10 protein-coding genes and 1 pseudogene are annotated in these 12831 nt (G+C 68.6%); all 11 read left to right on the top strand.

Annotated features, from left to right (window positions below; translation table 11 throughout):
* Positions 1-25: 25 nt before the first annotated feature.
* The 11 genes and pseudogenes from rpsL (at position 26) to ABD663_RS07920 (ending at position 12828) form a co-directional block, all read left to right on the top strand.
* Positions 26-394: a 30S ribosomal protein S12 gene (gene rpsL, locus ABD663_RS07970; RefSeq protein WP_344737444.1), complete on the top strand. Its 369-nt coding sequence runs from the start codon at positions 26-28 to the stop codon at positions 392-394.
* A 5-nt stretch (positions 395-399) separates the two neighbouring features.
* Positions 400-870 carry a 30S ribosomal protein S7 gene (rpsG, locus tag ABD663_RS07965; RefSeq protein WP_204978408.1) on the top strand — a complete coding sequence of 157 codons (471 nt, stop codon included), beginning with the start codon at positions 400-402 and terminating at the stop codon, positions 868-870.
* An 80-nt stretch (positions 871-950) separates the two neighbouring features.
* Positions 951-3065 carry an elongation factor G gene (fusA, locus tag ABD663_RS07960; RefSeq protein WP_344737442.1) on the top strand — a complete coding sequence of 705 codons (2115 nt, stop codon included), beginning with the start codon at positions 951-953 and terminating at the stop codon, positions 3063-3065.
* A gap of 182 nt (positions 3066-3247) precedes the next feature.
* Positions 3248-4441, top strand: a complete 1194-nt coding sequence (tuf, locus tag ABD663_RS07955; RefSeq protein WP_344737441.1) for an elongation factor Tu — start codon at positions 3248-3250, stop codon at positions 4439-4441.
* A 199-nt stretch (positions 4442-4640) separates the two neighbouring features.
* Positions 4641-4856 carry a hypothetical protein gene (locus tag ABD663_RS07950; RefSeq protein ID WP_344737440.1) on the top strand — a complete coding sequence of 72 codons (216 nt, stop codon included), beginning with the start codon at positions 4641-4643 and terminating at the stop codon, positions 4854-4856.
* Between the two features lie 67 nt (positions 4857-4923).
* Positions 4924-6762, top strand: coding sequence for a DUF4012 domain-containing protein (locus tag ABD663_RS07945; RefSeq protein WP_344737439.1), 1839 nt, complete (start codon positions 4924-4926; stop codon positions 6760-6762).
* A 110-nt stretch (positions 6763-6872) separates the two neighbouring features.
* Complete coding sequence (locus ABD663_RS07940) at positions 6873-8105, top strand: hypothetical protein (RefSeq protein ID WP_344737438.1); 1233 nt, start codon at positions 6873-6875, stop codon at positions 8103-8105.
* 82 nt (positions 8106-8187) lie between these two features.
* On the top strand, positions 8188-9408 hold the full coding sequence (locus ABD663_RS07935) for a polysaccharide pyruvyl transferase family protein (protein WP_344737437.1): 1221 nt from the start codon (positions 8188-8190) through the stop codon (positions 9406-9408).
* A 392-nt stretch (positions 9409-9800) separates the two neighbouring features.
* Positions 9801-9965 (top strand): annotated as a pseudogene (locus tag ABD663_RS15630) (DapH/DapD/GlmU-related protein); the annotation flags it as partial.
* Complete coding sequence (locus ABD663_RS07925) at positions 9962-11161, top strand: glycosyltransferase (RefSeq protein ID WP_344737435.1); 1200 nt, start codon at positions 9962-9964, stop codon at positions 11159-11161. The pseudogene ABD663_RS15630 and the gene ABD663_RS07925, both read left to right, overlap by 4 nt.
* A 170-nt stretch (positions 11162-11331) precedes the next feature.
* Positions 11332-12828 (top strand): sugar transferase, encoded by a 1497-nt coding sequence (locus tag ABD663_RS07920; protein WP_344737434.1) that lies wholly within the window; start codon positions 11332-11334, stop codon positions 12826-12828.
* Positions 12829-12831: the final 3 nt, after the last annotated feature.

The following is a 12831-nucleotide window of genomic DNA, read 5'->3' as shown; positions in this document are numbered from 1 at the left end:
CGTGCAGCACAATCAGGAGAAGAACGTGCCAACCATTCAGCAGTTGGTTCGCAAGGGACGCAAGCCCAAGGTCACCAAGACCAAGGCGCCGGCCCTGAAGTCGAACCCGCAGCAGGCAGGCGTCTGCACCCGCGTCTACACGACCACGCCCAAGAAGCCCAACTCGGCGATGCGCAAGGTCGCCCGTGTCAAGCTCCGCAACGGCACCGAGGTCACCGCCTACATCCCCGGCGAAGGTCACAACCTGCAGGAGCACTCGCTGGTGCTCGTGCGTGGTGGTCGTGTGAAGGATCTGCCCGGCGTGCGCTACAAGATCGTCCGCGGAGCCCTGGACACCCAGGCCGTCAAGAACCGTAAGCAGGCTCGCAGCCGCTACGGCGCGAAGAAGGGCTGAAAAAGATGCCTCGTAAGGGACCCGCGCCCAAGCGCCCCGTCGTCAACGACCCGGTGTACGGCGCCCCCGTCGTCACCCAGCTGGTCAACAAGATCCTCGTCGACGGCAAGAAGTCGCTCGCCGAGTCGATCGTCTACGGCGCCCTCCGCGGCGTCGAGTCGAAGAACGGCCAGGACGCCGTCGCCACGCTCAAGAAGGCGCTCGACAACGTCCGCCCCACCCTCGAGGTCAAGAGCCGTCGTGTCGGCGGTTCGACCTATCAGGTGCCCGTCGAGGTCAAGCCGCACCGCGCGAACACGCTCGCGCTGCGCTGGCTCGTCAGCTACGCGAAGGGTCGTCGTGAGAAGACGATGACCGAGCGTCTGCAGAACGAGATCCTCGACGCCTCGAACGGCCTGGGTGCCGCGGTCAAGCGCCGCGAGGACACCCACAAGATGGCCGAGTCGAACCGCGCCTTCGCTCACTACCGCTGGTAAACAGCAACCGGTCGCCGGCCGGAGACGACCCTCCGGCCGGCACCACAGCGACCACCTCAGACACGTAAGGAACCCACCCCGTGGCACAAGAAGTGCTGACCGACCTCAAGAAGGTCCGCAACATCGGCATCATGGCGCACATCGATGCCGGCAAGACGACGACGACCGAACGCATCCTGTTCTACACCGGCGTCAACCACAAGATCGGCGAGACCCACGACGGCGCTGCGACCACCGACTGGATGGAGCAGGAGCAGGAGCGCGGCATCACGATCACGTCGGCGGCCGTCACGTGCTTCTGGGAGGGTTCGCAGATCAACATCATCGACACTCCCGGCCACGTCGACTTCACGGTCGAGGTCGAGCGCTCGCTTCGCGTGCTCGACGGCGCGGTCGCCGTCTTCGACGGCAAGGAGGGCGTCGAGCCCCAGTCCGAGACGGTGTGGCGCCAGGCCGACAAGTACGACGTGCCCCGCATCTGCTTCGTCAACAAGATGGACAAGCTGGGCGCCGACTTCTACTTCACCGTCGACACGATCGTGTCGCGTCTGAAGGCCAAGCCGCTCGTGCTGCAGATCCCGATCGGCGTCGAGAACGACTTCGTCGGCGTCGTCGACCTCGTCTACATGCGTGCACTGGTGTGGCCCGGCGATGCCAAGGGTGACGTCACCATGGGTGCCAAGTACGAGATCCAGGAGATCCCCGCCGACCTCGTCGACAAGGCGAACGAGTACCGCGAGCAGCTGCTCGAGACCGTCGCCGAGAGCGACGAGACGCTGCTCGAGAAGTACTTCGGCGGCGAGGAGCTGACCCCCGAGGAGATCAAGGGCGCGATCCGCAAGCTCACCATCTCCTCCGAGGTCTACCCCGTCCTGTGCGGCTCGGCGTTCAAGAACCGCGGTGTGCAGCCGATGCTGGACGCCGTCGTCGACTACCTGCCGTCGCCGCTGGACGTGCCCTCGATCGAGGCTCACGACCCGAAGGACGAAGAGGTCGTCATCGAGCGTCACGCCGACGCCGACGAGCCCTTCGCGGCCCTCGCGTTCAAGATCGTGTCGCACCCATTCTTCGGTCGCCTCACCTACATCCGTGTGTACTCGGGCAAGCTCGACTCCGGCTCGCAGGTGGTCAACGCGACCAAGCAGAAGAAGGAGCGCATCGGGAAGATCTTCCAGATGCACGCAAACAAGGAGAACCCGGTCGACTCGGTGACCGCGGGCCACATCTATGCGGTGATCGGCCTCAAGGACACCACCACGGGTGACACGCTGTCCGACTCCGGCCAGCAGGTCGTGCTCGAGTCGATGACGTTCCCCGAGCCGGTGATCGAGGTCGCGATCGAGCCCAAGACCAAGGCCGACCAGGAGAAGCTGGGTCTCGCGATCCAGAAGCTCGCCGAAGAGGACCCGACGTTCCGCGTCGAGCAGAACGCCGAGACCGGCCAGACCGTCATCCGCGGTATGGGCGAGCTCCACCTCGACATCCTCGTCGACCGCATGAAGCGCGAGTTCAAGGTCGAGGCCAACGTCGGCAAGCCCCAGGTGGCGTACCGCGAGACGATCCGCAAGACCGTCGAGCGTCACGACTACACCCACAAGAAGCAGACGGGTGGCTCGGGCCAGTTCGCGAAGATCCAGTTCGCGATCGAGCCGCTCGAGGTCACGGCCGACAAGATCTACGAGTTCGAGAACAAGGTCACCGGTGGCCGCGTTCCGCGCGAGTACATCCCCTCGGTCGACGCGGGCTTCCAGGACGCCATGAACGTCGGCGTCCTCGCCGGCTACCCGCTGGTGGGAGTGAAGGCGACGCTGATGGACGGCCAGTCGCACGACGTCGACTCGTCGGAGATGGCGTTCAAGATCGCCGGATCCATGGGCTTCAAGGAGGCCGTGCGCAAGGCGAGCCCCGTGCTGCTTGAGCCGCTGATGGCGGTCGAGGTGCGTACGCCCGAGGAGTACATGGGCGACGTCATCGGCGACCTCAACAGCCGTCGTGGTCAGATCCAGTCGATGGAGGATGCCGCGGGCGTCAAGGTCGTACGGGCTCTCGTGCCGCTGTCCGAGATGTTCGGCTACATCGGCGACCTGCGCTCGAAGACCTCGGGCCGCGCCGTCTACTCGATGGAGTTCGACAGCTACTCGGAGGTCCCCAAGGCGGTCGCCGAGGAGATCGTCCAGAAGAACAAGGGCGAGTAGCCCTCCGGGCCCCCGGCGATCGGGTGGCGGCGCAGCCGCCGTATCGAGATCCGGGGCTCGGGCCCACAACTGCATACAAGGAATCACCAGAAACCCCTCCACTAGGGTGGAGGAATCCCCGTAGAGAGCCGGTCGCAAACCAGCGCCCGGAGCTTCTACACGACAGTCCTGAGGAGGACCAAGTGGCCAAGGCCAAGTTCGAGCGGACCAAGCCGCACGTGAACATCGGAACGATCGGACACGTCGACCACGGCAAGACGACGCTCACCGCGGCGATCTCGAAGGTGCTCGCCGACAAGTACCCGTCGGATGTCAACGTCGTTCGTGACTTCGGTTCGATCGACTCGGCTCCCGAGGAGCGTCAGCGCGGCATCACGATCAACATCTCGCACGTCGAGTACGAGACCCCCAAGCGTCACTACGCCCACGTCGACGCCCCCGGTCACGCCGACTACATCAAGAACATGATCACCGGTGCCGCCCAGATGGACGGCGCGATCCTCGTGGTCGCGGCGACCGACGGCCCGATGGCCCAGACCCGTGAGCACGTTCTGCTCGCCAAGCAGGTCGGCGTGCCGTACCTGCTCGTCGCGCTGAACAAGGCCGACATGGTCGACGACGAGGAGATCCTGGAGCTCGTCGAGCTCGAGGTCCGCGAGCTGCTGTCGTCGCAGGACTTCGACGGCGACAACGCGCCCGTCATCCGCGTCTCGGGCCTGAAGGCCCTCGAGGGCGACGCCGAGTGGGGCGAGAAGATCGTCGAGCTCATGGAGGCCGTCGACGAGTCGATTCCCGACCCGGTGCGCGACCGTGACAAGCCCTTCCTCATGCCCGTCGAGGACGTCTTCACCATCACCGGCCGCGGCACCGTCGTGACCGGCCGCGCCGAGCGTGGCACGCTGGCCATCAACTCCGAGGTCGAGATCGTGGGTCTGCGCCCGACGCAGAAGACGATCGTCACCGGTATCGAGATGTTCCACAAGCAGCTCGACGAGGCCTGGGCCGGCGAGAACTGTGGTCTGCTCCTGCGCGGCACCAAGCGCGATGAGGTCGAGCGCGGCCAGGTCGTCGTCAAGCCGGGTTCGGTCACGCCGCACACCGACTTCGAGGGCACCGCGTACATCCTGTCCAAGGACGAGGGTGGCCGCCACAACCCGTTCTTCACGAACTACCGCCCGCAGTTCTACTTCCGCACCACCGACGTCACCGGCGTCATCACGCTGCCCGAGGGCACCGAGATGGTCATGCCCGGCGACACCACCGAGATGTCGGTCGAGCTGATCCAGCCGATCGCCATGGAGGAGGGCCTCGGCTTCGCGATCCGTGAGGGTGGCCGCACCGTCGGCGCCGGCACGGTGACGAAGATCCTGAAGTGAGCCGAGTCTAGGTTGAGCACCCGCCGAAGGCGGCGTGTCGAAACCGCTCAGATCGAGTAGCCGCCGCAGGCGGCGTATCGAGATCTCAGCTTGACGGAAGGGCCGGATCCATACGGATCCGGCCCTTCTGCGTGCCCGGTGCCGTTGACGTGTGCGCCCCCTACCGAGAGGATGGGGCCAATCACCTCAAGGGGGACACATGGGCATCGACGACCTCGTCAATCAGGGCAAGGACTTCCTCGACCAGAACAAGGACAAGATCGAGGACGTGATGAAGTCCGAGCAGGTCGAGGACGTCAGCGACAATGTGCTCGACGCGGCCGCGGACTTCGTCAAGAAGGTCGCGCCCGAGCAGTTCCACGGCACGGTCGACGACGTGCGTGACAACGTCGACGGCGCCATCGGCGACAAGTAGTCGTCGTCGGGGGCGAGCGAGGGCGTCCTCACGGCGATTTCCCCGCCGCCCTCGTTAGGATCCAGGGGTGCCCGACTCCCTGGACGATCTTCTCGAGACTCCCGTCGAGCGCCGCGAGCGGCGCCGACGGCGTCGCGTGTGGCCGTGGGTCGTCGGCGTTCTGGGCGTTCTGCTGATCGTGCTGGTCGCCGTCGGGTTCGCCGGGGCCGCGTTCGCGCGCGAAGCGTTCTCGGTGCGGGACGACCTCGAGGCGGCCAAGGTCGGCATGGCCGAGGTTCCGGCCCTCGTGCGCGCCGGCGACGCCGACGGGTTCCAGGCCGCGGCCGCAGAGATCCTCGTCCACACCACGAACGCGGACCGCACGGTGCAGGGCCCGCTGTGGGATGCCGCGACCTGGGTCCCGTGGGTCGGACAGAACGTCGCCGCCGTGCGCGGCGCGACCGAGGCGACGCACATCCTGGTGCGCGACGCCCTGCCGGCCAGCATCGATGTGCTCGGCGTCGCGCAGATCGACCGGATCCGCCTCGAGGGCGGCGGCTTCGACCTCGAGCCGTTCCGCGAGGTGATCGCCGTACTGCCGACCATCAACGCGGCCTTCGCCGAGGCCGAGGCTCACGTCGCCGACATCGACCGCGGTGCGCTCGTGCCGATCGTGTCGGACGCCGTCGGACAGGTGCTCGACGTGATCGATCAGGGTGCGCCGCTGCTGCGGACGATCGAGCAGGTGCTGCCGCCCGCGCTCGAACTGGCCGGCGACAGCGGGCCGCGCACGTATCTCGTGCTCTTCCAGAACAACGCCGAGATCCGCGCAACGGGCGGCAACGCGGCGGCTTCCGCCCTCATGCGCGCCGACGACGGCCGGATCACGCTCGTCGGGCAGCTCAGCTCGTCGACCTTCATCGACGCCGGACTCGGGGGGAAGGTCTTCACCGATCTGCCGCAGGAGACCCTCGACCTGTACTACGACGAGTTCGCCGGATACTCGCAGAACTACACCATGACGCCCGACTTCCCGACCTCGGCCCGGATGTTCTCGGATCTGCTCGCGGCGACCGGCACGCCGGTGGACGGCGTGATCGCAATCGATCCGGTAGTGCTCGCCGACATCCTGCGCGTCGCGGGGCCGCTCGGCATCGACGGCGGCGAACTCACCGCCGACAACGCCGTCAAGGTCCTGCTCAGCGACACGTACGAGCGCTTCGGGCATGACGGACCGGCGGCCGACCGCTACTTCGCCGCCGTCGCGGCGGGTGTGTTCACCAAGCTCATCGCGGGCAGCTGGGATCCGGTCACGATGATCGAGACGCTGCAGGGGTCTGCCGACGACCAGCGCGTGTACGCGTGGTTCCCGCGCGAGGACGAGGAGCAGATGGCGGTCGACCTCGGCATCGACGGCGCGCTGGCGACCGACAACGCCGAGGGTACCGAGGTCGGCATCTTCCTCAATGACTTCGGCGTCGGCAAGCTCGAGTACTACCTGTCGACGACCATCGCGGTCACGTGCGACGCCGATGCCGGCACGATGACGACGGCGATCACGATGAACAGCGCGGTTCCCGGCGAAGACCTGAGCCAGTACACGCTGAGCCTGCGCAACGGCACGTACGGGATGCCGCGGACCACGATGCTCCTGGACGTCGTCTACGTCGCGCCCCCGGGATCGACGATCACCGGTTCGGACCCCGTCGACGGAGACGTGCCCCCGCTGTCGCGCTCGGGTCGGGAACAGGGGCGAGACGGCGCGAGCATCACGATCGGCGTGCCGATGGGTCAGTCCCGCACCGTGTCGTTCACCAGCAGCATCCCCGACGACGCGAACGGCCCGCTCACCGTGCGCTACAGCCCGACCGTCACCCGCACGCCGGTCGACGTGTCCCAGACGTGCACGGCCGCTGTCGGCGGCTGACGTCGGCGCCATTCGTTTTCATCGCCGTAACCTGCCCGAATCAACCCCCGGGGTACTGTGCCTGTGTCGGGCAATGGCGTTCCGCACGGTGACCGCAAGGGGGGACGCGGATGACAGACATCTCACGACGGACCGCGACGGCGTTTCTGGCATTGGGCCCGGCGCTCGCGCTGGCCGCCTGCACGCAGGAGCGGACCGCGGCCGAACGCACCGGCGCTCACCAGACGCTGGGCACGACGACCGCGTGGTCGACGACGAAGGCGCGGCCTGCCGCGCTGCTGTCGACGGCCGAATTCGGTCCGACGGGCAGGCACTGGCCGTCGCGCACGCCCCGGCCGACCGACCGTTTCACGATGGTGCTCGAGGTGGACGCGTCGTGGACGGCCATCGCGGCGGCGATCACGCGCGCCGTCGACGAGCAGCCCAACGGCAGGGTGGCGATCCTCGTGCGGCCCGGCACATTGCCCGGGTACGGCGCCGGCTCGACCGCACGCGCGGTGCTCAAGGGCGTCGGCGCGGCGGGACGGAAGTACCGGATCCTGGTCGCGCCCCGCGACGGCGCCGGCACCGTGCAGCACAGCGCGTCCTTGCGGCTCGAGCTGGTCTCCGGCGTATCGTTCATGGGCTTCTGGCCGTACCCGTACAGCGTCGTCATGTCGGCGGTGACCGACGTGGCGTGGGGCTGGTCGAAGGTCCAGGCGCTCAACATCACGGGGAATTCGGCGACCCCCGTCGACGACGTCGAGCTCGTCGAGTGCGTGACTCCTGAGGCTCAGCTCAAGGACTCGGACACGTGGGCGTTCCGCACGGTCGATCGGTCGATCTCGAACGTCTCGATGATCGGATGCTACGTCTCGCCCTCGTACAAGCAGGCCGGCTCGAGCGCGCACTGCGACACACTCCAGCTCTCGGGGAATTCTGCCAACACGGGCCTGGTCATCCGCGACAGTGTGATCTTCGCCTCGACGAATGCGGCCTTCATCCCGTCCGGGGCAGCGACGGGCGTCATCTTCGATCACTCGCTGGTGGTGGGTGGAGACAGGATGCTCGAGAGGTATCCGCTTCCGTCCGGCGCGAACGCCTTCACCTCGGGCTTTCCACAGGCTGTCAACGGCAGCGGGTCGGTCGACCAGCTGTCCGGCGCGGACTCGGTGTTCATCGGCGGGGTGTCCGGAACCTGGCTCGACGTGAAGGATTGCACGGTGTCGGGAACGCGCGCGCCCACGGTGACGACCGGCGGCTTCACCAGCGACCCCGCCCTGTCGGGGATCGACGACCAATGGCTGGAGTCGATGGCGCCGATGCCGTCGGACGACCGGCTGAGAGCGGCGTGGTCGGTCTGACGGAAGCCGAGGTCGGGATGCTCGGCAGCGCGCAACGCGCCGGCAGCGTCGCGCGCGCGACGCGGATCGGGGGAAGAGAACGATGAGGCCACCCGAGTGGATGCTCAACCCGCTGCGCGGTGAGTCGCTGATCCGCGCGGTCGATGCGGCGATACTGCGCAGGCGCCCCGCACCCGGTGGCGGACGCCACATCCTCCTGGCTCCGCCGGGGGCGGGCAACATCGGCGACCAGGCCCTCGTCGAGGCATTCGTCGAGGCCGTCGACGGGCCGGTGACGGTGCTGACGCGCTCGCGGCGGGACATCGACGTGGCCGCCCACCTCACCGACCGGATGACCGTCCTGCCGGTGCCGGCGTTGGTCTATGGAACCGCCCTCGGCCACGCCCGCGATGCGAGGACGGTCGACCGCGCGCTCGACGGAGCCGCCTCGTTCTCGGTGCTGGGCGCCGACATCATGGACGGCGCATACGTGCCGCGCGCCTCGGTCAACCGCGCGGCGCTCGCTGAGCGCCTCGCCGACCGCGGGTGGTCGAGCCGCGTGGTGGGATTCAGCTGGAACGATCGACCCGACGCCCGCGCGCTGGCCGCCCTGCGCCGCGCCGACGCCGCCGGCGTGCGGCTCTACGTGCGCGATCCGCGCTCTGCGGCCCGGGCCCGCGCCGACGGGCTCACCGCCCTCGACAGCGCCGACATCGTCTTCGCATCCCAGACCGCCGACCCGGGCGCGGTCGATCGCCTCGGCATCGACGCGGTGTCGGGGCCGTTCGCCATCGTCAACGCATCCGGACTCGTCGGGGACCGGACTGAGGCCTACGTCCGCACGATCCGGCGTCTGCGTGATGCCGACCTGGGGGTCGTGGTCGTCCCGCACGTGTCACGGCACGGTGCCGACGATCTGCCGCCGTGCCGCGCCCTCGCCGAGCGCTTCGCCGAGGATCCGGGCGTGGGCATGGTCACGGGCCTGCTGTCGCCGCGCGAGATCCGCGGCCTCGCCGCCCGGGCCGTCGTCACCGTGACCGGTCGCATGCACCTCGCGGTGATGTCGCTCATGGCGGGCGTCCCGGCGATCACCGTGGCCACGCAGGGCAAGGTCGAGGGCCTCATGGACCTGTTCGGTCTTCCCGAGCTGTGCGTGTCGCCATCGGACGGGTTCGCCCAGCGCATGGGGGACGTGGTGGCGACGACGCTCGCGAGCGCGCCTCGGTACGCGAGCACGATCCGCGAGGCGCTGCCCCGGGTGCGGGAGCTCGCTCTCGCCAACGTCGAGGGCATCGCAGCCGTGGCGCGGGAGCGGGTCTCGTGAACGGCATGACGGTCATCCAGGGCGCGATGCGTGTGCGCGACGCTGTGTACAGCGCGCTCGCCGGCACCGGCTTCGCGTCGTTCGGTCGCGGGTCGCGCATCATGCTGCCGTTCCGGTCCGGCAATCCGCAGAAGGTCGTCGTGGGTCGCGACGTGCTGATCGGTCCCTCGTCGTGGTTCATGGTGCCCCGGCTCGAGACGCCCGGTCCGGTGATCTTCCTCCACGACCGGGTGCGGATGAACCAGACGTCGATCACCGCGGTGCGCGAGGTCGTGATCGAGGAGGCGGTGGAACTGGCTCGTGGCGTCTACATCTCCGACCACATGCACGGGTTCGACGACGCGGACGTGCCCATCCGCGACCAACCCCTCATCCGCGTCGCCCCGGTGCGGATCGGAAGAGGGGCATGGCTCGGTCAGAACGTCGTCGTCATGCCGGGGGTGACGATCGGCGCGGGCGCCGTGATCGGAGCCAACAGCGTCGTCACCAAGGATGTGCCCCCGCGGACGGTGGCGGTCGGGGCGCCCGCGCGCGTCATCCGAGAGCTCGCGACGTGACGGCCGCCACCGTCGCGCGGGACGTCGTCTTCACGTTCTCGTACGAGACCTACGCCGATGCCGTCGCGCGCGGCATGATGCGCCCGCCCGATCGCATCCTGCAGACGCTCATGTCGTCCGACGAGGTCGGAGGGCTGCTGGTCGCCAACCCGTTCCGCTCGCTCCCCGGCGTCGCGGCACGGCGTCTGAGCGGTCGGCGCGCCGCTGCTCTTCCGCCGACGCCGCAGCAGCGCCTCGTCACGCCCGTGCGGTTGCGCCGGGCCGACCCTGTCGGAGTCCCGGCGATCGTGCGCAGCTATCGGCGCTACGACCGGTGGCTGCGCGAGTCGGCATCGGAGCTGGGGCTCGTCTCGCCCGCCGTGGTGACCGCCAACCCGCTGGTCGCGGCCTACTGCCCGTTCGCGTGGGCGTCCGCGGTGACGTACTTCGCGCGAGACGACTGGCTCAGCTACGCCGGCCGACGCGAGTACTGGCCCGCCTACGCGGCCGCCTACGACCAGATCAGCGAGGCCGAGATCGGCGTCGCCGCCGTCTCGGCGCAGATCATCGAACGGATCCGGCCGCGCGGCCCGCACGTCGTGGTGCCCAACGCGATCGACCCGGCCGAGTGGGCCGGTCCGACGCCCCCCGCTCCGACGTGGCTCGAGCGCATTCCCCAGCCACGGGCGATCTATGTCGGAACGATCGACGACCGGGTCGACGTCGAGGGCCTGGCCGTGCTCGCGTCCGCTCGTCCCGACCTGCACATCGTGCTGCTGGGTCCTGCTCCCGAGATCGGATACGTGGCCGCGCTCGGCGCGCATCCGAACGTCCACGTGCACCCGGGCGTCGGACGCGCCGAGGTCGTCGCAGCGTTGCGCAACTGCCAGCTCTCGCTGCTCGCGCACCGCCGTACCGACCTGACCGAGGCGATGAGCCCGCTCAAGGTGTACGAGTACCTCGCCGCCGGGCTACCTGTCGTCTCGGTCGATCTGCCGCCCGTGCACGGCATCTCCGAGCGCGTGCTGTTCGTCGAATCGACCGCCGACACGGCGCGCCGCGTGGATGAGGCGCTGGCGCTCGGCAGCGCGAGCGAGTCGGAGCGGACGGCCTTCCTCGCCGAGAACAGCTGGGAGGCGCGCCACCGCGCGGTCGTCGATCTGGTGCTCCGCCCGCCTGTGTTACATCGAAGTGAAGAGTTCGCTCACGTCGTGTGAAACGTGTCCGTCACGACGGTGAGACAGCTCTAGCCTGACAGTGGACGACGACGGGAGCCCGTGGGCGACGTCGACGACTACGCAACATCGGAACATCGTGCGCCCGTCGGGCCCACTCCTTGGACGACGTAGTCCCATCCCATCCACACTCATGACCTTGGGGGGTCGCAGTGAGTGGTTCACTATCGACGCACCTGCAGCCGGCGAGCGAGCAGCCCGGCTCTCGACGCGTACCGCGGCAGCCATTGGCGCTGGTCTGGTTCCAGCGCCTGGTGCGCGGCATCGTCGTCGGAGACGTGCTCGCGGTGTCGGTGTCGCTCGTGATCGCGAGCTTCGTCCGTTTCGGGGTGGGAAACGGGCGGCTCCTCGACGTGAGCGCGGCATCCGCGGCGGCGGGAGTGCTGATCGCGCTGACCTGGCTGCTCACGCTGTGGGCGTCGAAGTCGCGCGCGCGCCGGATCATCGGCCAGGGCATGGCCGAGTACCAGCGCGTCACGAACGCGACGCTCATCGCGTTCGGACTCGTGGCCATCGTGTTCTACGTCGGTCAGATCGACTTCGCCCGCGGGTACGTCGCCCTGGCGATGCCCCTCGGCTGGCTGCTGCTGCTGGCGAACCGGCTCTTCTGGCGTCGCACGCTGCTCCGGCTGCGGCGTGACGGGCGATGTCTCAACGGGGCGATGCTGGTGGGCCCGGCAGCCGATGTGGCGCGCGCGGTGACCGAGCTCCGCGGCAACGTGAAGGCCGGGTACCGGCCGGTCGCGATCTGCATCACCGATGATCCGGCCGGAATGTCGGCGTCCGCCCGGCTCGCGGTGGCGGGTCTGCCCGTCGTGGACTACGACGACGTCGTGGCGTCCACGAAGACCGCTCGCATCCGCGCGCTCATGGTCGCGGGCGACCTGCCCGGGGGACGCGACCAGATCCGCGCACTGGGCTGGCAGCTCGAGAACAGCCGCGTCGAGTTGATCCTGGTCTCACGCCTCACCGATGTCGCAGGTCCCCGCATTCACCTGCGTCCGGTCGCGGGTCTGCCGATGGTGCACGTCCAGCTGCCGCAGTACTCGGGCTTCACGCACTCGGTCAAGCGTGTCTTCGACGTCACCGCGACCCTGCTGGGCCTTCTCGTCCTCGCGCCGCTGCTGGCCGTGATCGCGGTGCTGGTCCGCACCGACGGGGGCCCCGCGATCTTCCGTCAGGAGCGCATCGGACGCGGCGGCGTTCCGTTCACGATGCTCAAATTCCGGTCCATGAGCGTGGATGCCGAGCAGCGCCTGGCCGCTCTGGTGACGCAGGACGAGGGCAACGGCGTCATGTTCAAGATGCGCGACGACCCCCGGGTGACCCGGATCGGACGGGTGCTGCGGCGCTCGTCGCTGGACGAGCTTCCGCAACTGTGGAACGTGCTGCGGGGCGACATGAGCCTGGTCGGCCCGCGTCCGCCGCTTCCGGCGGAGGTCGACCGCTACGAGGGGGCGGAGACCCGGCGGCTGCTGTCGAAGCCGGGGATCACGGGTCTGTGGCAGGTGAGCGGGCGCAGCGACCTCACGTGGCAGGAGAGCGTGCGTCTGGACCTCTACTACGTCGAGAACTGGTCGTTCACCGGAGACCTGCTGCTGATCCTGCGCACGCTGACCCAGATCTTCAAGCGCGACGGCGCCTACTGAGAG

It is taken from the genome of Microbacterium awajiense, assembly GCF_039536545.1.
Classification (GTDB): Bacteria; Actinomycetota; Actinomycetes; order Actinomycetales; family Microbacteriaceae; genus Microbacterium; species Microbacterium awajiense.
The sequence above is the reverse complement of the archived record's forward strand: the minus strand, read 5'-3'. Positions and strand labels throughout refer to the sequence as shown.